The 22,465-nt window shown below is 45.8% G+C and carries 23 protein-coding genes; 22 read left to right on the top strand and 1 reads right to left on the bottom strand.

Annotated features, from left to right (window positions below; translation table 11 throughout):
* The first annotated feature begins 48 nt into the window (after window positions 1–48).
* From NKU06_RS00915 to NKU06_RS01000, 18 genes are all read left to right on the top strand, one after another.
* On the top strand, window positions 49–501 hold the full coding sequence (locus tag NKU06_RS00915) for a hypothetical protein (RefSeq protein WP_254731650.1): 453 nt from the start codon (window positions 49–51) through the stop codon (window positions 499–501).
* Window positions 502–533: 32 nt separating this feature from the next.
* Window positions 534–1,163 carry a 16S rRNA (guanine(966)-N(2))-methyltransferase RsmD gene (gene rsmD / locus NKU06_RS00920; protein WP_254731652.1) on the top strand — a complete coding sequence of 210 codons (630 nt, stop codon included), beginning with the start codon at window positions 534–536 and terminating at the stop codon, window positions 1,161–1,163.
* Window positions 1,160–1,351: an NF038104 family lipoprotein gene (locus tag NKU06_RS00925; protein WP_254731654.1), complete on the top strand. Its 192-nt coding sequence runs from the start codon at window positions 1,160–1,162 to the stop codon at window positions 1,349–1,351. Before rsmD ends, NKU06_RS00925 begins: the two co-directional genes overlap by 4 nt.
* Before the next feature lie 204 nt (window positions 1,352–1,555).
* Window positions 1,556–1,987, top strand: coding sequence for a 50S ribosomal protein L13 (gene rplM, locus NKU06_RS00930; protein ID WP_078254213.1), 432 nt, complete (start codon window positions 1,556–1,558; stop codon window positions 1,985–1,987).
* Window positions 1,988–1,996: 9 nt separating this feature from the next.
* The gene (gene rpsI / locus NKU06_RS00935) at window positions 1,997–2,383 is read left to right on the top strand and encodes a 30S ribosomal protein S9 (RefSeq protein ID WP_254731656.1); all 387 of its coding nucleotides are present in this window, start codon (window positions 1,997–1,999) and stop codon (window positions 2,381–2,383) included.
* A 538-nt stretch (window positions 2,384–2,921) separates the two neighbouring features.
* Complete coding sequence (gene petA, locus NKU06_RS00940; RefSeq protein WP_254731658.1) at window positions 2,922–3,506, top strand: ubiquinol-cytochrome c reductase iron-sulfur subunit; 585 nt, start codon at window positions 2,922–2,924, stop codon at window positions 3,504–3,506.
* Window positions 3,507–3,529: 23 nt separating this feature from the next.
* A complete protein-coding gene (locus NKU06_RS00945; protein ID WP_253224593.1) occupies window positions 3,530–4,735 on the top strand; it encodes a cytochrome bc complex cytochrome b subunit in 1,206 nt (401 codons plus the stop codon).
* A complete protein-coding gene (locus tag NKU06_RS00950; RefSeq protein ID WP_254731660.1) occupies window positions 4,735–5,460 on the top strand; it encodes a cytochrome c1 in 726 nt (241 codons plus the stop codon). The genes NKU06_RS00945 and NKU06_RS00950 overlap by 1 nt, the downstream gene beginning before the upstream one ends.
* Window positions 5,461–5,594: 134 nt before the next feature.
* A complete protein-coding gene (locus NKU06_RS00955; RefSeq protein ID WP_254731662.1) occupies window positions 5,595–6,224 on the top strand; it encodes a glutathione S-transferase N-terminal domain-containing protein in 630 nt (209 codons plus the stop codon).
* Window positions 6,221–6,640 carry a stringent starvation protein B gene (locus NKU06_RS00960; RefSeq protein ID WP_254731664.1) on the top strand — a complete coding sequence of 140 codons (420 nt, stop codon included), beginning with the start codon at window positions 6,221–6,223 and terminating at the stop codon, window positions 6,638–6,640. Before NKU06_RS00955 ends, NKU06_RS00960 begins: the two co-directional genes overlap by 4 nt.
* Before the next feature lie 47 nt (window positions 6,641–6,687).
* Window positions 6,688–8,133, top strand: a complete 1,446-nt coding sequence (locus NKU06_RS00965) for a TolC family protein (protein WP_254731666.1) — start codon at window positions 6,688–6,690, stop codon at window positions 8,131–8,133.
* A gap of 54 nt (window positions 8,134–8,187) precedes the next feature.
* Window positions 8,188–9,345 (top strand): HlyD family secretion protein, encoded by a 1,158-nt coding sequence (locus NKU06_RS00970; RefSeq protein ID WP_254731668.1) that lies wholly within the window; start codon window positions 8,188–8,190, stop codon window positions 9,343–9,345.
* A gap of 41 nt (window positions 9,346–9,386) precedes the next feature.
* Complete coding sequence (locus tag NKU06_RS00975) at window positions 9,387–10,580, top strand: ABC transporter permease (RefSeq protein ID WP_254731669.1); 1,194 nt, start codon at window positions 9,387–9,389, stop codon at window positions 10,578–10,580.
* A complete protein-coding gene (locus NKU06_RS00980; RefSeq protein ID WP_254731671.1) occupies window positions 10,577–11,686 on the top strand; it encodes an ABC transporter permease in 1,110 nt (369 codons plus the stop codon). The genes NKU06_RS00975 and NKU06_RS00980 overlap by 4 nt, the downstream gene beginning before the upstream one ends.
* A 93-nt stretch (window positions 11,687–11,779) precedes the next feature.
* Window positions 11,780–13,843: a methionine--tRNA ligase gene (metG, locus tag NKU06_RS00985; protein WP_254731673.1), complete on the top strand. Its 2,064-nt coding sequence runs from the start codon at window positions 11,780–11,782 to the stop codon at window positions 13,841–13,843.
* A gap of 116 nt (window positions 13,844–13,959) precedes the next feature.
* Window positions 13,960–14,664: a TIGR04219 family outer membrane beta-barrel protein gene (locus NKU06_RS00990; RefSeq protein WP_253223964.1), complete on the top strand. Its 705-nt coding sequence runs from the start codon at window positions 13,960–13,962 to the stop codon at window positions 14,662–14,664.
* 57 nt (window positions 14,665–14,721) lie between these two features.
* Window positions 14,722–15,783, top strand: coding sequence for a DNA polymerase IV (gene dinB, locus NKU06_RS00995; RefSeq protein WP_254731675.1), 1,062 nt, complete (start codon window positions 14,722–14,724; stop codon window positions 15,781–15,783).
* 232 nt (window positions 15,784–16,015) lie between these two features.
* Complete coding sequence (locus NKU06_RS01000) at window positions 16,016–17,326, top strand: MFS transporter (RefSeq protein ID WP_253223966.1); 1,311 nt, start codon at window positions 16,016–16,018, stop codon at window positions 17,324–17,326.
* Window positions 17,327–17,470: 144 nt separating this feature from the next.
* Here NKU06_RS01000 and ndk read toward each other — a convergent pair whose 3' ends face one another.
* On the bottom strand, window positions 17,471–17,902 hold the full coding sequence (ndk, locus tag NKU06_RS01005) for a nucleoside-diphosphate kinase (RefSeq protein WP_253223967.1): 432 nt from the start codon (window positions 17,900–17,902) through the stop codon (window positions 17,471–17,473).
* 526 nt (window positions 17,903–18,428) lie between these two features.
* Between ndk and NKU06_RS01010 the strand changes: the two genes are divergently transcribed.
* From NKU06_RS01010 to NKU06_RS01025, 4 genes are all read left to right on the top strand, one after another.
* A complete protein-coding gene (locus tag NKU06_RS01010; protein WP_254731677.1) occupies window positions 18,429–18,764 on the top strand; it encodes a DUF485 domain-containing protein in 336 nt (111 codons plus the stop codon).
* A 47-nt stretch (window positions 18,765–18,811) separates the two neighbouring features.
* Window positions 18,812–20,476 (top strand): cation acetate symporter, encoded by a 1,665-nt coding sequence (locus NKU06_RS01015; protein ID WP_253224594.1) that lies wholly within the window; start codon window positions 18,812–18,814, stop codon window positions 20,474–20,476.
* 144 nt (window positions 20,477–20,620) lie between these two features.
* Complete coding sequence (gene ychF, locus NKU06_RS01020; protein WP_254731679.1) at window positions 20,621–21,712, top strand: redox-regulated ATPase YchF; 1,092 nt, start codon at window positions 20,621–20,623, stop codon at window positions 21,710–21,712.
* A 168-nt stretch (window positions 21,713–21,880) separates the two neighbouring features.
* Complete coding sequence (locus tag NKU06_RS01025; RefSeq protein WP_254731681.1) at window positions 21,881–22,417, top strand: hypothetical protein; 537 nt, start codon at window positions 21,881–21,883, stop codon at window positions 22,415–22,417.
* Window positions 22,418–22,465: the final 48 nt, after the last annotated feature.

Here is a 22,465-nt window from a genome sequence, read left to right on the forward strand (position 1 = left end):
TTTTAAGCGATGATTTGCTGTAATTGACAATATTAAGGATGGTTTGTCATGATGTTTTGGGAATTGATTGCGACGATTTTTGCCGCTTTTTTGATGGCGGGTCTGGTACTGCCGATTCGGATGTTTTGTAAAAAAGCCCCAAAATGGCTCGTCCCTGTCGCAGCAGGCGTTGGCGTGCTTGGCTTTCAGATTTATCATGAATACACTTGGGCGGATAATACCATCGCCAAACTACCTGCCGAGAGTGTCGTCGTCGCCAAAGTTCCAAAAACCAGCTGGTTTCGCCCGTGGTCATATGCCAAGCCACAAGTTTTTCAGTTTGTCGTCTTGGATAAAGCTAGTATCAGCACAGGTGCAGATGGCAATAAGTCAGCGACTTTATACTTTTTTGAACGCCGAACTGCTACCTATCCGCTTGGCATTACGGTCGATTGCAATGCGCCCGATTTATCATTTGACGATGCGATGAATGCAGCGATTATTCGTGAGATATGTTCATAAATTGATTTTCTTTTAAATTATTAAACCAATTCATGCAAAAAAAACAAAAATCCAAACCCAACCAAGCTGCTCGCACGACCAACCAAGTGCGCATCATTGGCGGCTTGCACAAACGCCGACTGATCAGCTTTATTGATGCTGATGGTTTGCGTCCCACGCCTGATCGCCTGCGTGAGACTTTGTTTAATTGGCTGATGGGTGATTTGAATGACGCAAGCGTGCTTGATGTCTGTGCTGGCAGTGGCGTGCTTGGCTTTGAAAGCATATCACGCGGTGCAAGCTCAGCGGTGCTAATCGAGTACAACAGCGCACAAGCAAAGCTATTAGCAGACAATGCTGAGCTTTTAAAAATCGATGCACAAACCACAATCAAATCAGGCGATTGCTTGGCAATTTTACCGACGCTGAGCCAAGCATTTGATGTGATTTTCATCGACCCGCCCTATGCAAAAAACTTATGGCAAGCCATCATCGATTTATTATTCACCCATCAATTATTACATAAAAATAGCTTAATTTATTTTGAATCAGATCGTGAAATTGAGACGGTATTAACCGCCGAGACACTGGCAAAATTATCGGTTGAAAAATCCACCAAAATCGGTCAAGCATATGCATATTTATTAACCTTACACGAAGACTTAAGCGAAGAAATATCATGAAACCATTTGCTTTTATTACCCTAATTTGCAGCGCATTTTTATTAAGCGCGTGCGTGCATAAAGTTGTTACCGTCCCTGCCAAAATCGCCTACAAAACCACCAAAGGCGTGGTCAAAGGCACAGTCGCCGTTGGCAAAGCCATCATCCCTGGTGACGGCGATGATAAAGATGATGACAAAGACGACTGAAAATTTTGGGGGAAATGCACAAAAACGCAACAAAAATTGTGTTATTCACTTAAATGGCACTTGCTTTTTGCCTGAAAAATTTGGTAAAATAACCGCTGTTTCTTGAGAGCCCTTCGTTTCCCCAACTCAAAGACAAATAAAATCAAGCTTTGGCTTGAGATTTTTTATTTGTATTACTCTCAAACTCAACTAAATAGGTTTTTTATGACTACTACTATCAGTGCCAAACCCGCTGAAGTTGTACATGACTGGTATGTCGTGGACGCTGAAGGCAAAACTCTAGGTCGTCTAGCTTCTGAGATTGCTTCTCGTCTGCGTGGCAAACACAAGCCATCGTACACTCCACATGTTGATACTGGCGATTACATCGTTGTTATCAATGCTGACAAAATTGCTGTAACTGGCAAGAAAGCTCAGGACAAAAAATACTACCGTCACACTGGTTATCCAGGCGGCATCAAAGAGACTAACTTCACTAAACTTCTTGCTCACAAGCCTGAAGATGTGTTGCACAAAGCTGTTAAAGGCATGCTTCCAAAAGGTCCTTTGGGCTATGCGATGATCAAAAAGCTAAAACTGTATGCGGGTACTGAACACCCACACGCAGCTCAGCAACCTAAAGTACTAGACATCTAAGGAGACATTATGGAACGCAATTACGGCACTGGTCGCCGCAAGACTTCTACCGCTCGTGTCTTCTTGTCTAAAGGCACAGGTAACATCGTTGTAAACGGTAAAACTCTAGACGAATACTTCGGCCGCGAAACTTCTCGCATGGTTGTTCGTCAGCCACTAGAGCTACTAGACCTAGCAAACAGCGTTGATCTATACATCACTGTTGTTGGTGGCGGTATCAATGGTCAAGCAGGTGCTATCCGTCACGGTATCACTCGCGCTTTGATCGAACAAGACGAAAGCTACAAGCCTGCACTAAAAGCAGCTGGCTTCGTTACCCGTGACGCTCGTGAAGTTGAGCGTAAAAAATTGGGTCTGCGCAAAGCGCGTCGTCGCCCACAATTCTCAAAGCGTTAATTTCTCGATTTCGCTTTACAAAAACTCTCGATTTTTATCGGGAGTTTTTTATTATCTTACACTTTTATTTAATTATTTATAATAAAATAAATTTATAATAGTTGAAAATCGTTTATTAATTTGATATGGATAAAATAGTTTAATAATATTAGCAAATTACAACCTTATTATTGACAATTTTTAAATAATCATTCCAAAATTTAGCAATCAATCCTGCGTATAAATAAGTAATATTCACGAAAATATCGTAACAGATGAGAGAGAAAAATTTGCCAAAAAATCCGATAATTTTAATATAATTATACTATTATTCATAAATAACTAAAATTATCACAATTTTTTGTAAAATCCTGAAAATTTTTGCGACTTTTTTGCATATCTTAGCAATAGAAGAATTTATTTTATTACAAAAATAGCTTAAAATAGTCATATTTGTAAAAATAGGCACAGCAATTGTGGAAATTCTGATAAAAGTGTTTTATCATAACCACACACCCAGTATGGGATATTCCCATTCTTTATTCTGGAGGAAGATTTAATGAGCCATGCCGAAGGCGTGAATGTTAAGCGCCGTAGAGTCCTGATCGCGACCACTGCTGCCGTCGGTGCAGCTGGTGTTGGCGCGATCGCCACCCCTTTTGTTCGTTCTTGGTACCCAAGCGCCAAAGCTGAAGCTGCTGGTGCTGCTGTCGTTCAAGACATCTCAGGCATCGAAAATGGACAAATGATCACTGTTAAGTATCGCGGTAAGCCAATTTTCGTCGTCAAGCGTACTGATGAAATGGTTGCCAACCTTGCTAAGGTAGCCCCAAAACTGAGCGATCCAAATTCAGAGCAATCTGTTCAACCAGACAACTGCAAAAACGACACGCGTTCAATTACCCCGAATCTATTGGTGGTAGAAGGCGTTTGTACGCATTTGGGCTGCGCACCAACATTCCGTCCTGAAGTCGGCGCTGCCGACCTAGGCGGCGCAGACTGGTACGGTGGTTTCTTCTGCCCTTGCCACGGTTCATTGTACGATTTGGCGGGTCGTGTTTATAGTGGCGTTCCTGCTCCTGCCAACCTACCAGTGCCTATCTATAGCGTTGATGGCACCATCTTGACCGTCGGGGAGGCATAATCATGAGCGTTGCTAAGAAATTTATGAGCTGGGTAGATGCACGCTACCCTGCGACTGAGACTTATGAATATCATATGTCGAAGTACTATGCGCCAAAAAACTTTAACTTTTGGTACTTCTTCGGCGTATTGTCAATGGTCGTACTAGTGAACCAATTGGTGACTGGTATTTGGCTGACCATGATGTTCAACCCAAGTGCTGAAGGTGCATTTGCATCGCTAGAATACATCATGCGTGACGTGAAAGGCGGCTGGCTGATCCGTTATATGCACTCAACTGGCGCATCAGCATTCTTCATTGTCGTCTATCTGCATATGTTCCGTGGTTTACTATATGGTTCTTATAAGAAACCACGCGAGCTTGTATGGCTGATCGGTATGGGCATCTATCTGTGCTTGATGGCAGAAGGCTTCTTCGGTTACCTGCTACCTTGGGGTAATATGTCATACTGGGGCGCACAGGTTATTTTGAACCTACCTGCTGCGATTCCATTCATCGGTGATGGTCTGGCTGAGTGGGTGCGTGGTGACTACCTGATCTCTGGCATCACTTTGAACCGTTTCTTCGCTCTGCATGTGATCGCGATTCCACTGGTTTTGGTTGGTTTAGTATTCATGCACTTGGTGGCACTGCACCATGTCGGCTCGAACAACCCAGACGGTATCGACATCAAGAAACTAAAAGACAAAAACGGCGTACCACTAGATGGCGTACCTTTCCACCCATACTACACCGTGCATGACATGGTTGGTATCGTGGTATTCTTCATCTGTTTCTTCGCTGTGGTATTCTTCGTACCAGAAGGTGGCGGCTACTTCCTAGAAAAACCAAACTTCGAAGTTGCTAACGGTCTAAAAACTCCACCACACATTGCACCAGTTTGGTACTATATGCCATTCTACGCAATCCTTCGTGCTGTACCGCACAAGCTAGGTGGTGTTATCGCGATGGGTGCTGCGATTGCTGTATTGTTCGTACTACCATGGCTAGATCGTTCACCTGTACGCTCTATCCGCTACAAGGGCATTCTATCAAAAATCGCTTTGGTGATTTTCGTAATCAGCTTCATTATCCTAGGCTACCTAGGTGGTACAGCTGCTAGCCCAACAGCGACGATCGTTGGTCGTATCTGTACTGTACTTTACTTCTTGTACTTCCTATTGATGCCGTTCTACACATCAATTGAAAAATGCAAACAACCACCTGAGCGTGTTACCGGAGGTCACTAATGAAAGCTTTTAAAACTCTAGCCAAATTTGGTGCAGGTGCCGCTCTTGCGACCGCTGCCGTAATGGCAAGCCCAAGCGCAATGGCTGCAGGTGGTGCAGGCTGTGGTACTTATACTGAAGCTGACGGCACAGTGACGACACTTCAGTGCAGCACAGCACCGATTGACCTGACCAACAAAGGCTCGCTACAACGCGGTGCGGCAATGTTCATGAACTACTGTGTTGGTTGCCATACCGCACAGTATGTCCGCCACTCGCGTCTGGCTCAAGACCTTGAGATTCCACCTGAGTTGGTTGAGAAGTATTTGATGGTGACATCTAATGCCATCGGTGATCACATCACTGCAGGCATTGATCCTGAACTACAAGCCAGCTGGTTCGGTGCACCGCCACCAGATCTATCACTAGAAACGCGTCTGCGTGGTGATGACTGGGTATATACTTACCTACTAAGCTTCTATGAAGACCCAAGCCGTCCTTGGGGTGCGAACAACTTGGTACTAGCAAACGCTGCAATGCCACATGTTCTGCATAACCTACAAGAGCAGCTTGGTAAAGAAGAATACGAAGCACGCGTTGGTGATCTTGTGAACTTCATGGCATGGATGGCTGAGCCTGTCCGCCACGATCGCAAAATCTACGGTGCATTCGTCATTCTATTCCTATTAATTCTTTTGATTCCAGTATATCTACTGAACAAAGAATTCTGGAAAGATGTCAAATAAGACACTTTGACACCCCAAGACCGATTGATTGCAATCGGTCTTTTTTTATTGATAAATGATTATCCGACTTGAAAATTTCACACATTCCCCCTAAATTTTGATAAACTAAGACAAAATTTTAACATCGATAGCCAATGACCAATCTTTCGCAATTACCACCAACACAGTTCGTGCTCTATGCCGACCAAGGGCTCAATAGCCATTTGGTGCGTCTATTGCTAGAAGAAAAGCATCTTAACTACACGCTTGAGCTGATCGATGATGAGCGGCCCGAAGAACTGATTGAGCTTAACCCTTATCACACCCTGCCCGTGCTTGCCAATCGCGATGTCGCGCTGTATGAGATCAATGTCATCTTTGAATATCTAGAAGAGCGCCATCAGTTTCCACGCCTACTGCCTGCCACCCCAAAAGAGCGCGCACAGATTCGGCTACTGGCTTGGCGGCTACAGCAAGATTGGCTTAAAGACGCCTACACCCTGCTTACCCACCCTGACAGCTACAGCCAAGATGATGCACAACTTGCCAAAAAACGCCTGTCAGATTCGCTGATTACCCTATCGCCGATTTTTGGGCGGACGGCGTTTTTTATGTCTGATGAGTTCGGCTGGTGCGATGTGATTCTTGCACCGCTGCTGTGGCGATTACCACAAATGGGGATTATGCTACCAAATCACCTATGCCGCCCTTTATTAGATTATCAAACTCGCCTTTTTGAACGACCAAGTTTTAAAAATAGTTTACAATACAAGGATTTCCCATGACTACCCCAAGCCCAAAACGCCCTTATCTTATCCGTGCCTTCCACGAATGGCTAGAAGACAACGAGTTCACTGCCTATATCATGATTGATGCCACGCACCCTGATGTCGTCGCACCGCTACAATACGCGCAAGATGGCCGCTTAGTGCTTGCCATGAGCTATCAAGCCACGCACAATCTACTGATTGATAACGATGCCATCAGCTTCTCGGCGCGCTTTGGTGGCGTCTCACAAGAGCTGTGGATTCCAATGCCTGCTTTGATGGGTATTTATGCCAAAGAAGACCCTGAACACGGGGCATTTTTTGACCCAGCAGAATATGACGGCTATCAAGCCGAGCAAGCAGATAGTGCATCTGATGACGCTACCGACAACGAGCCATCAAGCAAAGGTGCAACCTTACGCATCTTGGATTAGATTATTCTTATTGTCTGTATTGAAATTTTATTCAAGTGGTGAGAGTTATGCAACTTTGTGCACAATTTATTGGTGTCCTAATTGGCATTGCAAGCCTATCGACAACAGCGTACAGTTATAGCTTTGAGCAGGCTGAATCCGACCTGCTCACACAGTCAAATCGTGTACAGGCATCGGCATTGCTTAGCCAAGCTAGCGAACAAGAAGCCAAAGCCGTGCAGGGTTTGGGCAGGCCGACGGTATCGCTTAATATGCGAGCGCTTAGCTATCATCAGACCGCTGATATCTCAACGCAAGCACTCAAAAATCAGCTGGCTCAAGATGTTGGTCAGCAGCTTGATCAACAAAGTGCCAATCTTGGCAATCTGGGTCCGGACGCCATCAATGCAGAAATTGTCAATACGACAACACATACACTACTAAATCGTGCCATCTCTCGCCTACCAAACGAAGTACATCTTGATGCAAAAGACAGCTCATTCACACCAAGTATCGCTGTCACCATGCCAATCTATACAGGTGGTGCGATTCGTAGCAGTCAACAAATCGCCAAACTTGGTGTGCAGCGTCAATCATTGTCTGAACTTGAGCAGATTTCGCTTGAGCGACTCAATCTGATTCGCTTATATTTTGGTGCAAAATTACAACAAGCATTACAGCACAGCGCAAAAGCACAATATGATGCGATGCAACTTCATGTCAATAATGCACATCAACTTGAGCGAGTGGGTTTTATCAGTCGTGGTCAACGGATGCAATTTGAAGTGGCACGCAATCACGCTCAGCAGCTGTACCAAAATAGCACTCTAACTTATGAACAAAGCCTGTTTCAATTACAAAGCTTATTAAACAGTCAGCACATCAGCACACTTACGACGCCATTATTTATCAATCACACCTTGCAGCCAAATTGGGATAGCTTGGTAAATAAGCTCAACACCAATGCGCCCACCAGTCAAAAACTTGCCAAAGATATCGAGCTTGCCAATGAGCGTGTCGGTTTGGCAAAATCCGCCAAAAAACCCAAAGTGTTCGCCTTAGGTGAATACACACCTGATGACGGTGACTGGTTCGTCGGTATTGCTGCCAATTACACGCTATACTCTGGGCTTGATCGTGATGCCAAAATTCAAGCAGCTAACCTGCAAGCACAAGCCGCTGCCTTAAGCGCCACACAAGCAACGACCGACTTAACAAGTGCCATGCACCTATCCTATCTAGAGCTGCAACATGCGCAGCGCACACAGTCGCTACTTGCACAAAATAAATCCGCAGCCATCGAAAATCTGCGCATCCAAAGACTTGCTTTTAAAGAAGGATTTGGTACTGTCGCTGATGTCGTCGATGCCGAGACTCGATTACAACAAGTTGAAAGCGAGATGGCGACGAATGCTTATCGCTATGTGATGGCATTAGCAAATTTACTTCATCACACAGGCGAGCTTGATCAGTTTAGCCACTATCTACATCGGGCCGATGTCATCACCTTATAATTATCATACACTATATAATTATCATACACTATATAATTATCATACACTATCGCCATGACCAAAACACTCAAACCTTCAAAGCAGACAGACGAAACCCAAATCACCGAGCGTAGCGAAACGCAAGCAGCTGATGCCACTTATAAAAAACGAAACAAAAAACCCATCGTGATTTTATTAGTGGCAGTCTTGATCGCATCGCTACTACTACTCATTGCTTATGGACTGCTAAAAAGCTATGAAGATACTAGCACTGCACCACGCCCAGCCAATGAATCTAATGGGTTTATCGCCAAAACCAAAAACAAACTCGTGGGCGATGACATCATCACCTTGCAGGGGGAAGTTGATGGTGAAACCGTCAACCTAAGCACCAAACTACCAAGTCGCATCGATGCCATCTATGTCAAAGAAGGACAAATGGTAAAAAAAGGCGAAATACTAGCCAAGCTCATTAGTCCAGAAATCGAAGCCAAAAAACAACAGGCTGATGCCGCCTTACAATCTGCACTCGCAGCACAGCAAGCAACCATGCGTGGCACTCGCCAAGAAAATACCGATAGTCTATATGCCAATTGGCAAAGCCTGCAAGCCCAAGCCAAGCTCGCTCACGAAACTGCCAATCGGGGAGAATACCTGTATCAACAAGGCGTCATCAGTCGTCAGCGTCGTGATGAGATGATGGCAGCCAAGACATCATCGGCTGAGATGAGTGAAGCTGCACACCAGCAGTATCTCAAGGCAAAACATGGTCGTAGCGATGAAGTCAAATCCAGTGCCGATGCGCAGGTGCAAATCGCCAAGGCCGCCGTCGCCGAAGCACAAGCGCTCGATGCAGAGACAACGCTCATCGCCCCAATTGATGGTACGATCAATAAAATCTATGCCAAACCAAGCGAGCTTGTCGCCATCGCCGTCCCTGTGATTAGCATGATTCACCCAAGCGAACATGTGCTGCTAAGCGTGCGTGAAGACTACTTACCAAGCATCCGTAGTGCCGACACTCTGACGGGATATATCCCTGCGCTGGATAAAAAAGTCGATTTTCGCATCAGTCATATCGGCGCTGAAGGAGAGTTTGCTACCATCAAAAGCAACAAGCAAACCGGCGGTTATGACATCAGAAGTTTTGAAGTGACACTCACACCAACCACGCCAATCGATGGACTAATCACAGGCATGAGTGTCATTTTTGATATTCGACTAAATCATTAGAATCAAGTACATCAACATCATGGTCGCCATTTAGCTTTTTTATGAGATACTCACCCAAGCCATCCGCATTTTCTCGATTTTTGACAGGATTTTGTGACAGCTTTTTTCGTGAAGTGCGCAAAGTCTCTGATAGCCGTTGGGATTTGTTTGTGCTATTTGGCATACCACTATTGGTGATTGTGCTGTTTGGAAGTATGTTCATCCATACCAAAGCCGAACATCTACCCATCATGGTCATCGATCGTGATCAAAGTGAGCTAAGCCACCATATCATCCGCCATATCAGCCATCAGCAATCGCTGGATGTCGTCGCAGTCAGCCAAAATCCACAAGATGCCGAGCGTGCCATCAACACACTTGACATCGGCGGCTATCTATATATCCCAAAAAATGCTGAGACTCGTTTGGTCAATGCCGACGATCCTGGACTGCTTTTGGTGTACAATCAAGCCTTATACAGCATGGGCAGTGGTAGCGCATCAGCGATGTCATCCGCAGCACTATCAGGTGTAGAGTCGTTTTTAAGTGAGTCGTATTTGGTAAACACCCTACCGTCGTTGCATTTGGCATTACCCACTGTCAAGGTGACAATTTTATTCAACCCCACGCTAAGTTATGAGCTATTTTTATCGCCGTTTGTGGTGGCAGCAGTATTGCATCTACTCTTAAGCTGTTTGGTGGCGTATGCCATAGGCATTGAATTTGCCGATGGCACAGCTAGCGATTGGCTCAAGGATTCACCCATTGCCGCTTTACTTGGTAAAATAAGTCTTTACACGCTAGTGATCATCCTGTGGGCGGCAATTTGGCTTACTTGGATGATTTGGGTGCGCCAATATGCCATCGCAGGTAGCGCACTGTGGTTGATGATGGCGCAGGTGCTATTTTATGGTGCTTATGCACTGTTTGGTGCTATGGTTGCTCTAGTTGTTCGTGATGCGAACAAAAGCTTTGGGCTGCTCGCGGTCTATGGCGGCTCATCGATGAGCTTTGCCGGTGTGTCATTACCGCTCAATAATGCGCCGATATTTACGCAGTTTTGGTCAAATATCATTCCATTTACTAGCTTTGCCAAGCTTCAAACCCAAAGTTGGATCATTGGTAGTCCTTGGCAGTCTATGTTGCCAAATTTACTCATCTTACTGCTATTTGTCATTCTCTTTGGCGGCATCTGCTTGATGCTGGTGCGCAAAATTGCCAACAATCTAGTCACCGATACAGGCACATCATCATGAAGCAAGCATTTTTGACGCTATTTCAAGACTGCATCGCAACTTTTCTTGCAATACTAAAAAACCGCTCTATTTTATTGACGATGGTACTCTCAATCGGCTTTTATGGCATTTTTTATCCCACCGCTTATCATGCTCAGCATGCACAGGCGCTCCCCCTAATCATCGTCGATGAAGAACAAAGCGCACTGAGCCACACCATCATCCGCACCACATCACACAGCCCAAATATTGAAGTCATTGACATCACAAACAGCCTACCCCAAGCGCTAAAACAAGTACGAAATATGCACGCTGAAGGGATTTTATACCTACCAAAGACACTCAGCCAAAGTATCCATCATGGTGAAACCGGCGGCATCGGACTGTATCTGAGTGGGGCTTATTTACTTAGAACACAGACAGTAAGCACAGGTCTGATCAGCTCGCTTGAACAGGTACTTTTTGACGAGATGGCTAAATTTACTCAAATCAGCCATCTACAGCTGCCGACACTTGTACACAAACAGCCGCTATTTAATACCACAAGCGGGTATGGCAGTTATGTTTTTCCTGCCATAGCCCCTTTGATTGTTCATCAGACGCTACTACTTGGTGTCGGTATGCTTATTTGCGGTTTTCAACAAACACATCGGAGACTACGCATCAGCCAACTCATCTCTGTATATCTCGTAGCAGGAATGATTGGCACTTTATCCAGCTGGTATCTGTATGGCTTTGTGTTTTGGCAGCAGGACTATCCCCGTGGTGGCAATTTTTGGGGCATGGTGCTTGCGACACCGATTTTTGTTGGTGCTGTCATTGCCATCGCATCAGCATTGTCATCATTTTTTGATCGCTCTGAGCGAGTTGGGCAACTGTTGATTTTTTCATCTGTGCCACTGTTTTTGTTATCAGGGCTTGCTTATCCTTTTGTTGCTATGCCAAAGTGGCTTGTCAGTTTTGCCGAGCTTCTGCCGAGCACACAGGGCATTCAGATGTTTGTACAGCTCAATCAAATGGGTGTCCCTACCCAGCTCATCGCACCCAAGCTGTTTTATTTATTTGCTGTCATGCTCATCATGAGCCTGCTTGCCCTATGGCGACTGTGTCTTAAACCAAATGATTAACAAGCAACCATACCAACGAATTTTAGATGATTTTTCTACCGATTTACGGTATGATAGACAGATTTTCATTCGAATAATTTTTGGGGTAAATTCATGAGCGCCAATCGCAAAATTCTTGTTACCAGTGCCTTGCCTTATGCCAATGGCCCGATTCACTTAGGGCATTTGGTCGAATACATCCAAACCGACATTTGGGTGCGAGCCATGAAAGCCATGGGTCATACCGTCACCTATGTCTGCGCCGATGATGCGCACGGCACTGCCATCATGCTAAAGGCTGAAGCCAACGGCATCACCCCCGAAGAACAAATCGCCACTGTCAAAGCATCGCACGAAAAGGACTTTGCAGGCTTTCATATCGGTTTTGATAATTATTACTCGACGCACAGCCCAGAGAACGAGCAGTTTTCCCAAGAGATTTATACCAAGCTTGAGCAAGGCGGCTATATCTTTACCAAAGATGTTGAGCAATTATTCGACACCGAAAAAGGCCTATTCCTAGCCGACCGCTTCGTCAAAGGCGAATGCCCTGAATGCGGCGCCAAAGACCAATACGGCGATAACTGCGAAGTCTGCTCAAGCACCTATAACGCCACTGAGCTGAAGAACCCGTATTCAACTCTCAGCAATTCAACGCCAGTGGTCAAATCATCCAAGCACTATTTCTTTGATTTGCCAAAGTTTGAAGATTTTCTAAAATCATGGACAAAAGGCGACAATCGCTTGCAATCAGCGATTTATAACAAGCTGTCTGAATGGTTTGACGCAGGTCTTGCACCATGGGACATCAGCCGTGATGCGCCATATTTTGGCTTTAAAATTCCAAACACCCCAGCTGGTGAGCCTGATAAATATTTTTATGTGTGGCTAGATGCACCTGTGGGCTATATGGCAAGCTTTAAAAATCTGTGCGATCGCACAGGGCTTGATTTTGATGAATACTGGAAAAAGGACAGCACAACCGAACTGTATCATTTCATCGGCAAAGACATCGTCTATTTCCACGCGCTGTTTTGGCCGGCGATGCTAGAAGGTGCAGGACTGCGCACACCAACCGCGATCAATGCGCACGGCTTTTTGACCGTTAATGGCGAGAAGATGAGTAAATCGCGCGGTACTTTTATCAAAGCAGAAACTTATCTTGAGCATCTGAATCCTGAATATTTGCGCTATTATTTTGCAAGTAAATTATCAGCAAGTGTCGAAGATCTTAACCTTGATCTTGATGACTTTATGCAAAAAGTCAATTCGGACTTGGTCGGTAAAGTAGTGAATATCGCCAGTCGCTGTGCAGGCTTTATCCACAAGAACAATGGCGGTAAACTTGCTGACAGCCTTGCCGAACCTGCCTTGGTGCAAGAAATCATTGACGCTGGTGATGAGATTGCCAAAGCTTATGAAGCGCGTGAATTTGGCCGTGCTACGCGACTGATCATGGCGTGCGCGGATAAGGCGAACGAATACATCGATCTACACAAGCCGTGGGCATTGAACAAAGAAGGCAAGAGCGATGAAGTACAGGCAGTATGCAGCGTTGCGCTGAATATTTTCCACAAACTTGTGATTTATCTTGCGCCGATTTTGCCTGTTTTGTCAGAAAATGCACGCACTTTCTTGAATGTCGATAGCCTTGCTTTTGATACGCGTCACACCAATCTTGTTGGTCATAGCATCAATGCCTTTAGCCCACTGATGAGCCGCGTTGAGAAAGACAAAATTGATGCGATGGTGAGTAATTCTAAAGAGTCACTGGATACCAAAGCCGCCGATAAATCAGCTCAAAAGACCGATAAAAAAGCCGATAAAACCAAAAAAGACGCCACCGATGGCGAGTGCATCGGTATTGATGACTTTGCCAAAGTGACCATGAAAGTTGCTCATGTTATCGAGTGCAACTCTGTCGAAGGTGCGGATAAGCTTTTGCAATTCACTCTAGATGTCGGCGAAGACAAGACGCGCAATGTCTTTAGCGGTATTGCTAAGTTTTATAAACCTGAAGAGCTGACAGGCAAAAAAGTCGTCTGTGTGACCAACCTTGCACCGCGTAAGATGAAATTTGGCATCTCTGAAGGCATGATCTTGTCCGCAGAAAAAGACGGTAATCTGACCGTCATTACCCTACCTGACACCATGCCAGTGGGTGCAACTTTGGCATAATGTCTGTGAAGCTGTTTGCAAGCTAATGGTGATTTTTGGCACTTTTTCAGCTTACAGATGGTTTACAGATCAGCTTTTCAAAATGATTTTTTTAATAACTTTTAAAGATATAAATTATGAAAAAACTACTATTATCAAGCCTAATCCTAGCCACTGCTGCGACCACCGCCCATGCTGATACCTTGTACGGCCTATATGTCGATGGTAACTATTGGCACACTTCTGCTGACATCACCGATGATGGCAAAGATCGCAATTTCGATGACAAAGGCAACTTTATGGCATCGGCAAGCTTTGAGCATGGCGTGCCACTTGTGCCAAATGTCCGCGTGCGCTATGCGTCATTGAACAGCACTGAGCCGACTTTGACCAGTAGTAATGAGATTGATTTTACCAGTACTGACGCCATCGCTTATTATGAACTGCTGGACAATGTGGTGAGCCTAGATGTCGGCTTGGGTGCAAAGCGCATCTCAGGTGATGTTAAATACGCAGGCGGCAGCACGATGGATTTGGATAAAACCATGCCGATGGCATATGCATCTGTGGGCGCAAAATTGCCATTCACTGGCCTGTCTGCCAAAGCCGAACTGGGCGTGGGCGTGGGCAGTAATGTCAAAGCCACTGATGCGCAAGCTGAAGTGAAATATGACTTTATCAAAACTCCAGTATTTGACCTAGGTCTAAAAGGTGGCTATCGTATCTTGTCAGTTGATTATGACGAAACCAAAGTTAAGTATTTAGGCAGCATCTTTGGTGAGCAAACTCCATACAAGGCGGAGTTCAAAGGTCCTTATGTCGGCTTAGAAGCACATTTTTAATCCCATTTCTCATCAAGCGTATCGATTATGATACGCTTTTTGCTAATGGCGCGTTTTATGCGAAAAATCATTCACATCGACATGGATGCATTCTTTGCTAGTGTCGAACAGCGCGATAATCCAGCACTGCGCGGTAAGCCCGTCATCGTCGGCGGCGATCCTGATGGGCGTGGTGTCGTCGCTGCCGCCAGTTATGAAGCACGCCGATTTGGCATTCATTCGGCGATGCGCTGCAGCCAAGCGCGACAGCTGTGCCGTCATGCCATCTTTGTGCGTCCGCGTTTTGATGTGTATCGCACTGTCAGCCGCCAAGTACAAGCCTTGATGCACGCCATCACCCCACTGGTCGAGCCTGTCTCACTCGATGAAGCTTATTTGGATGTCAGTGCAGTTTGGCAGGATTTTGGCTCAGCCACCGCCCTTGCTGAACGCTTGCGAGCAGACATCCATCGCACCACAGGTCTGACCGCGTCCGCTGGCGTCTCGCACAATAAAATGCTTGCCAAAATCGCATCAGACATCAACAAGCCCAACGGTATCACCGTCATTCCACCTGAACATGCCCAAGCACTGATTGACAGCCTACCGATTGAGCGGTTTCATGGTATCGGTCGTACTAGTAGTGCACGCCTGCACGAGATTGACATTCATACAGGGCGAAGTCTTCGCATGATGCCACTTGAAAAGCTTGTTGAGATGTTTGGCAACAAGCGCGGTCGCTATTATCACGACATCGCGCATGGTATCGATGAGCGTATCGTCAATGCCGAACGCATCCGTAAATCCATCGGCACTGAGATTACCTTTGGTGAAAATACCCAAGACGACGCCGTGATTTTATCCACGATTCATAAGCAAACCTATGATGCCTTTACCATCTTAACCGAGCGAAAACTCACCGCACACACCGTAACACTGAAGCTAAAATTCGCCAATTTCACCCAAATCACCCGTAGTCACAGCCAAAAACAAGCCTACAGCAGCGCTGAGCAAGCCTATGAATGGCTCGCAGCATTATTCAGCGATGTCGATCGCACACTTGCCATTCGCTTGGTTGGCGTGACCTTTTCAAATTTCGGCGATCAGAATGACGCCCAGCAATTAAGCTTATTTGAATAATTTGTCAAAAATTTTCGTTTTTTGTATTTACAAAATTTTTAAACTCTGTACAATACCAAGTTATATTATTTCAGGAGCAACAGGGATGTTTGCTGTGCTCTGCTGGTTTTTTAGCTGGCAGGCATTCGTTTGTCAGCAGTTTATTGTACGGTTGTCAAGCCAAGAAATGCACTCGTGCATTCCACTGTTTGATGACCAAACCGCCTACAAACCCACACAAGGAGTTTAGTGTATGTCTCAAACCATCAATGTCAATGAAGTGATTGACAACGCAAGGTTTCAGCCTTTTCATTGGCAAGTTCTGTTTTGGTGCTTATTGGTCATCATCTTTGATGGCTATGATTTGGTCATCTATGGTGTCGCCCTACCACTACTGATGGAACAGTGGTCATTGACTTCGGTTCAAGCAGGGATGCTGGCAAGTTCTGCCTTGGTTGGCATGATGTTTGGTGCGATGATTTTTGGTGGCCTTGCGGATAAATTCGGCCGCAAAAAAATCATCATGGTCTGCACGGCATTTTTTAGCGGCTTTACTTTCTTAGGTGCGTTTGCGCCATCACCGACCGAATTTGCCATCTTGCGCTTCTTGGCAGGCTTAGGCATCGGCGGCGTCATGCCAAACCTAGTCGCGCTGACATCTGAATACGCCCCGAAAAAATCACGCGCCACGATGGTCTCGATCATGTTCAGCGGCTATGCGGTCGGCGGTATCATCTCAGCTTTGCTTGGCTCATTCTTGGTCAAAGACTATGGTTGGGAGATCATGTTCTACTTAGCAGGCATTCCATTGGCAGGCTTTCCGCTGATTTGGAAATTCTTGCCTGAGTCACTCACCTATTTGGTTAAGGACAACAAACAAGGGCTTGCACGCCACATCATCAAAAAAGTCGAGCCATCACTGACCGTTAATGATGATGCTTTGCTAATCCTAGCAGAATCAAGCGCACCGCCTGCAAGCCAAGGCAGCTCATCGTTCAAGCAGCTGTTCACCGAAGGTCGCGCCTTTGGTACGCTGATGTTCTGGGTGGCGTTTTTTATGTGCCTATTGATGACTTATACGCTGTCAAGTTGGCTACCTAAGCTGATGCTATCAGCTGGTTACTCATTGGGCGCAAGTATCCTATTCTTATTCGCGCTGAATATCGGTGCGATGATCGGCGCGATCGCAGGCGGCTTCTTGGCAGATAAATTCCACCTAAAGCCTGTCATCGTCACCATGTGCGCCCTAGCCGCACTGTCGATCTCGGCATTGGCGTTCAACTCACCGCCATTTATCCTATATAGCCTAGTCGCAGTCGCAGGCGCAACCACCATCGGCACATCGATTCTGCTGTACAGCTATCTTGCGCAGTTTTATCCACTACATATCCGTACCACAGGTATCGGTAGCGCATCGGCGGTCAGTCGCATCGGCGCGATCGTAGGTCCGATCATCACAGGTTTCTTGTTGTCATTGAATCTGCCGCACGCATGGAACTTCTGGTCAATCGCCATCCCTGCCCTGATTGCAACGGTAGCGATGGCTGTGCTAAAACGCGCGTAAATTTTACCGTTAATTAAAACAAAAGCAGCTTGATGCGATATTCAAGCTGTTTTTCTCACCCCTTATTCTTGCAATAAAAAATCCCTTAAGTATCACTACTCAAGGGATTTTTAGTAATTTATAATTTGATCAACAAATAACAAATTAACGAGTGCGTGGGAAGATCTCGTCTGCACCGAAGAAGTAAGCGATTTCACGCTCAGCTGAAGCTACAGAGTCAGAACCATGTGCCGCGTTCTCGTCGATGCTTACTGCGAAATCTGCACGGATAGTGCCAGCAGCTGCTTCTTGTGGGTTGGTTGCGCCTAGGATGTCGCGGTGTGCAAGCACTGCGTTTTCACCTTCTAGTACAGATACCACAACTGGGCCTGAAGTCATGAAAGCTACTAGGTCAGCGAAGAAGCCGCGCTCTTTGTGTTCAGCGTAGAAACCTTCTGCTTCTGCTTGAGTTAGGTGCTTGTATTTCATCGCAACTGGCTTAAGACCAGCTTTTTCAAAGCGAGCAACGATTTCGCCGATGTGGTTTTTGCCAACTGCGTCTGGCTTGATGATAGATAAAGTACGTTCGATAGCCATGGGATCATCCTTTTGCTAAATGGTTAAGGGGAAAATTATCACAAAGATTATAGCAATTTTTTTGGACAATTTACAGTCCTGTGCGTGCTTTATATAAAAATAATTTTTACCAAGTCATGTAATTGTATTACAACTTATTCTCTTGATGTCGCACCAGTATTGGTGTTGATCAAATCACCGTTGCGAAGCTGCTTATAATTAATGACTACCATTTATTTTAAAAATAGTGGAAATTTTTGTAATGTCTATACAAAATAAGTGTAGCATTGTTCACTTTGTTGTGGTAGTATGGCAATGTTATTGAAACATTTGTTCTGTTTGCTTTACAATAAATCTGCAATGACTTGAGAGTTTGGTTAAGAATCATAACTTCACCATTTCCATGATAAGCCATTGATTTATTTGCGGTATTTTTGAAATATTTTATTCCAAATACAGTTCAGTGTTTGATAATAGGGATAAATGATTATCTCTTTTTCATTATAACCTGTAGGCATAGTGCCGAATTATTTCATGGAGAAAGGTTATGAACGAAGCTCAAGTCAAGAGCATTCTTGAAAATCCCAAATTCAAAACTCTGGTCGCCAAAAAGCGTAACTTAAGCTGGAGTTTGACTGTCTTAATGCTATTCATCTACATCGGTTTCACCCTACTGGTTGCTTACAATCCAGAGTTTTTGCGCACTTCGATCTCAGGCGGTGTGATCACTTGGGGCATTCCTTTGGGCATTGGCGTGATTGTCATCTCATTTGTATTGTGCGGCGTGTATTCATCGATCGCGAACAATTCATTTGATAAATTGAACAAAGAAGCCATCGAAGAAGTGGAAGCCATCGCCTTTGACAAAGGAGTGTCAAAATGAAACTCACCCAATTTAAACTGGCGGGATATGCCTTGCTTGGCAGCCTAATGTCAAGCCCAGTCTTTGCCGCTGCACTAGAAGGCGAAGCCGAACAACAAGCGACCAACTGGACAGCGATCATCATGTTCGCCATCTTCGTTGGCTTCACCCTTTTCATCACCAAATGGGCAGCCAAGCAAACCACTTCTGCCAAAGATTTCTACACCGCAGGTGGCGGCATCTCAGGTTTCCAAAATGGTCTTGCGATTGCCGGTGACTTCATGTCAGCGGCATCTTTTTTGGGCATTTCGGCGATGGTATTCGCTTCAGGCTATGATGGTCTGTTGTATTCATTAGGCTTTATGGTTGGCTGGCCAATCGTTCTGTTCCTAGTCGCTGAACGCCTGCGCAACCTTGGCAAATACAACCTATCGGATGTGGTGTCATTCCGCCTAGATGAAAATCCTGTGCGTAAGATGGCAGCCTATAGCTCGCTTGTGGTTGTTGCTTTCTACTTGATCGCACAGATGGTCGGCGCAGGTCAGCTGATCAAACTGCTATTTGGTCTGAACTATAACATTGCCGTTGTGATCGTTGGTCTATTGATGATGGCATATGTGATGTTCGGCGGTATGCTTGCGACCACTTGGGTACAGATCATCAAAGCAGTGATGCTGCTATCAGGTGCAACTTTCATGGCGTTCATGGTCATGAACCATGTGGGCTTTAGCTTCTCTGGTATGTTCGCGCAGTCTATCGAAGTGTTCTCAAATGTCCACAACATCAGCGTAGAAGAAGCATCGAAAATCATGGGCCCAACCAGTCTTGTTAAAACCCCACTGGATGCAATCTCACTGGGTTTGGCATTGATGTTCGGTACAGCAGGTCTGCCACACATCTTGATGCGTTTCTTCACTGTATCTGACGCTAAAGAAGCGCGTAAATCTGTCGTCGTGGCAACTGGCTTCATCGGCTATTTCTACCTACTGACTTTCATCATCGGCTTTGGTGCGATCCTGCTTGTCGCTCAAAACCCAGCGTATCTTGATGCAGCCAAGATGGTTATCACTGGCAACCTTGAACTACTAGGCGGTAGCAACATGGCAGCGATCCATCTAAGTCACGCTGTCGGTGGTGACCTATTCCTAGGCTTCATCTCAGCTGTTGCTTTCGCGACCATCTTGGCGGTTGTGGCAGGTTTGACCCTATCGGGTGCGTCAGCGATCTCACACGACCTATACGCCAATGTCTATCGCAAAGGCAAAACCACGCCAGAATCTGAGCTTAAGATGTCAAAAATCGCAACTTTAGGCTTGGCAGTTCTTGCAATGATCCTAGGCATCTTGTTCGAGAAACAAAATGTCGCGTTCATGGTAGGTCTGGCTTTCGCGGTTGCAGCATCAGCAAACTTCCCAGTGCTTGTACTGTCTATGTTCTGGAAAGGCTTGACCACACGCGGTGCGGTGATCGGTGGCTTTGCAGGCTTGGTAAGTGCGGTGATCCTAATCGGTCTGACCAAAGCAGTTTGGGTGGATACGCTAGGTCTTGGCACTGAACCCGTAATCAATATGAGCAACCCTGCGATCTTCTCAATGGCAATCTCATTCATCTGCGCATGGCTGTTCTCAGTCACTGACAAATCAGCACGCGCTGAGCAAGATAAGAAAGCCTTCGATCAGCAGTTCGTCCGCTCGATGACTGGTATCGGCATCTCAGGTGCATCAGATCACTGATCTTAAGCATCTGTTTTCAAAAGCTCTCGATGATTCGGGGGCTTTTGTTTTTGGATTTGTTTGCTTAATAGTAGGAAAGCCAATAAACATTTGCTATAATAATCAGATTATCCTTGTTAAATTTTCAACACAAAAGAGACTATCATGGGCTTTAACTGCGGTATCGTCGGCTTACCAAATGTCGGCAAATCCACCCTTTTTAATGCATTGACCAAAGCAGGCATTGCAGCGGAAAACTTCCCATTTTGTACCAAAGATCCGAACACAGGCATCGTCCCTGTGCCAGATCCACGCCTAAAAGCCTTAGCAAAAATCGTCAATCCTGAGCGTACCATCCCAACCAGTATGGAGTTTGTGGATATCGCAGGCTTAGTTGCGGGCGCGTCAAAAGGCGAAGGTATGGGCAACCAGTTCCTAGCCAATATCCGCGAGACCGACGCCATTGCCCATGTGGTGCGCTGCTTTGATGATGATAATGTCATCCATGTCGATGGTCGTGTTAATCCGCTATCAGACATCGAGACCATCAATACCGAGCTTGCCCTAGCTGATCTTGATGCCGTCACGCGCGCCATCACCAACCTAAACAAAAAAGCCAAAGGCGGCGATAAAGATGCACAAGCAGCACTGGCTGTATTCCAAAAAATCGAGCCATTCCTAGCCGATGGCAAGCCTGCGCGCCTAGCCGGTGTCGATGATGATGAGCGCAAACTGATCAAAAGCTATGGTCTAATCACCCTAAAACCTGTGATGTACATCGCTAATGTCTCAGAAGGTGGCTTTGAAAATAACCCATACCTAGACCAAGTGCGTGAATTTGCCGCAGCAGAAGACGCCATCGTCGTCCCACTGTGCAACCAAATCGAAGCTGAAATTGCCCTACTGGACGAAGCGGACAAAGCAGAATTCCTAGAAAGCCTAGGCATGGAAGAAGCAGGTCTGGACCGCGTCATCCGCGCAGGCTATGAGCTATTAAACCTACAAACCTACTTCACTGCAGGTGTCAAAGAAGTACGCGCATGGACGGTGAAAGTCGGCGCAACCGCTCCAGAAGCTGCTGGCGTGATCCATACCGACTTTGAGCGCGGCTTTATCCGTGCTGAAGTAATCAGCTATGATGACTTCATCGAGCATGGCGGCGAAAAAGGCGCAGCCGCAGCGGGCAAATCTCGCTTAGAAGGCAAAACCTACATCGTCCAAGACGGTGATGTGATGCACTTTAGATTCAATGTGTGATCATTGAGCGTTTCATCAATCCATCAAGTCATTGGCTTGGTGGATTTTTTGATGTTTATACCATCTTACAAAATCAATTGTTATAAATATGATGGTTTTTTATTGCTAAGATTGATTATCATTTATCATTTCGGTTATACTATCACCTTTTCAAAGTTGGAGTTATTCATGAAAAATCAAAAAATCATTTTGGCGAGCCTATTTGCAGCCTTTACACTAGCAGCGTGCTCAAAGCCAAGCGACGACGCCAAAACCGCACAAAACGACGCACAGCCTGCCGCCACCGCCCAAGCTGATACCGCCACAGAAGATGCCGCTAAAGCAGAAGACAAAGCCGATGAACACGGCGAGCATGATGCACACGACGGTCATGATCATGAAAGCGAAAATCATGAAGGTCACGACCACGAAGGACATGATCATGGCGATCACGCAGGACACGACCATGCGCACGCGGGCGATGCTTATCAATGCGGCGATAAGACCGTCTATCTTGCAATCCATGACCACGAAGGCGAGATGGAAGCGCACCTAACGACCGATGACATCGAATACGACCTGAACCAAGACCCAGCCAATGCCAACCGCTACACCACCGATGATGGCATCACAGGCGGCAGCATGGCGATGACAGTTGCAGGTGATAAAATCAAAGTCACTGGCGCAGACAACGCCGTTTTGCTTGACTGCAGCAGAAAAAGCTAAGTTAATCTTGATTCAACAAACCTTAAATCCATTCATTGCACAATGAGT

The organism is Moraxella sp. FZLJ2109 (assembly GCF_024296965.1).
Lineage (GTDB): Bacteria > Pseudomonadota > Gammaproteobacteria > Pseudomonadales > Moraxellaceae > Moraxella.

What these genes read in the sequence shown, in the direction of transcription:
- dinB (WP_254731675.1), top strand. Translation starts at nt 14,722, where the DNA reads ATGCGAAAAATCATTCACATCGACATGGATGCATTCTTTGCTAGTGTC.
- ychF (WP_254731679.1), top strand. Translation starts at nt 20,621, where the DNA reads ATGGGCTTTAACTGCGGTATCGTCGGCTTACCAAATGTCGGCAAATCC.
- metG (WP_254731673.1), top strand. Translation starts at nt 11,780, where the DNA reads ATGAGCGCCAATCGCAAAATTCTTGTTACCAGTGCCTTGCCTTATGCC.
- rpsI (WP_254731656.1), top strand. Translation starts at nt 1,997, where the DNA reads ATGGAACGCAATTACGGCACTGGTCGCCGCAAGACTTCTACCGCTCGT.
- NKU06_RS00945 (WP_253224593.1), top strand. Translation starts at nt 3,530, where the DNA reads ATGAGCTGGGTAGATGCACGCTACCCTGCGACTGAGACTTATGAATAT.
- NKU06_RS01010 (WP_254731677.1), top strand. Translation starts at nt 18,429, where the DNA reads ATGAACGAAGCTCAAGTCAAGAGCATTCTTGAAAATCCCAAATTCAAA.
- rsmD (WP_254731652.1), top strand. Translation starts at nt 534, where the DNA reads ATGCAAAAAAAACAAAAATCCAAACCCAACCAAGCTGCTCGCACGACC.
- NKU06_RS00925 (WP_254731654.1), top strand. Translation starts at nt 1,160, where the DNA reads ATGAAACCATTTGCTTTTATTACCCTAATTTGCAGCGCATTTTTATTA.
- NKU06_RS00950 (WP_254731660.1), top strand. Translation starts at nt 4,735, where the DNA reads ATGAAAGCTTTTAAAACTCTAGCCAAATTTGGTGCAGGTGCCGCTCTT.
- NKU06_RS00960 (WP_254731664.1), top strand. Translation starts at nt 6,221, where the DNA reads ATGACTACCCCAAGCCCAAAACGCCCTTATCTTATCCGTGCCTTCCAC.
- NKU06_RS01015 (WP_253224594.1), top strand. Translation starts at nt 18,812, where the DNA reads ATGTCAAGCCCAGTCTTTGCCGCTGCACTAGAAGGCGAAGCCGAACAA.
- NKU06_RS00970 (WP_254731668.1), top strand. Translation starts at nt 8,188, where the DNA reads ATGACCAAAACACTCAAACCTTCAAAGCAGACAGACGAAACCCAAATC.
- NKU06_RS01000 (WP_253223966.1), top strand. Translation starts at nt 16,016, where the DNA reads ATGTCTCAAACCATCAATGTCAATGAAGTGATTGACAACGCAAGGTTT.
- NKU06_RS00980 (WP_254731671.1), top strand. Translation starts at nt 10,577, where the DNA reads ATGAAGCAAGCATTTTTGACGCTATTTCAAGACTGCATCGCAACTTTT.
- NKU06_RS00965 (WP_254731666.1), top strand. Translation starts at nt 6,688, where the DNA reads ATGCAACTTTGTGCACAATTTATTGGTGTCCTAATTGGCATTGCAAGC.
- petA (WP_254731658.1), top strand. Translation starts at nt 2,922, where the DNA reads ATGAGCCATGCCGAAGGCGTGAATGTTAAGCGCCGTAGAGTCCTGATC.
- NKU06_RS00975 (WP_254731669.1), top strand. Translation starts at nt 9,387, where the DNA reads ATGAGATACTCACCCAAGCCATCCGCATTTTCTCGATTTTTGACAGGA.
- NKU06_RS01025 (WP_254731681.1), top strand. Translation starts at nt 21,881, where the DNA reads ATGAAAAATCAAAAAATCATTTTGGCGAGCCTATTTGCAGCCTTTACA.
- rplM (WP_078254213.1), top strand. Translation starts at nt 1,556, where the DNA reads ATGACTACTACTATCAGTGCCAAACCCGCTGAAGTTGTACATGACTGG.
- NKU06_RS00955 (WP_254731662.1), top strand. Translation starts at nt 5,595, where the DNA reads ATGACCAATCTTTCGCAATTACCACCAACACAGTTCGTGCTCTATGCC.
- ndk (WP_253223967.1), bottom strand. Translation starts at nt 17,902, where the DNA reads ATGGCTATCGAACGTACTTTATCTATCATCAAGCCAGACGCAGTTGGC.
- NKU06_RS00990 (WP_253223964.1), top strand. Translation starts at nt 13,960, where the DNA reads ATGAAAAAACTACTATTATCAAGCCTAATCCTAGCCACTGCTGCGACC.
- NKU06_RS00915 (WP_254731650.1), top strand. Translation starts at nt 49, where the DNA reads ATGATGTTTTGGGAATTGATTGCGACGATTTTTGCCGCTTTTTTGATG.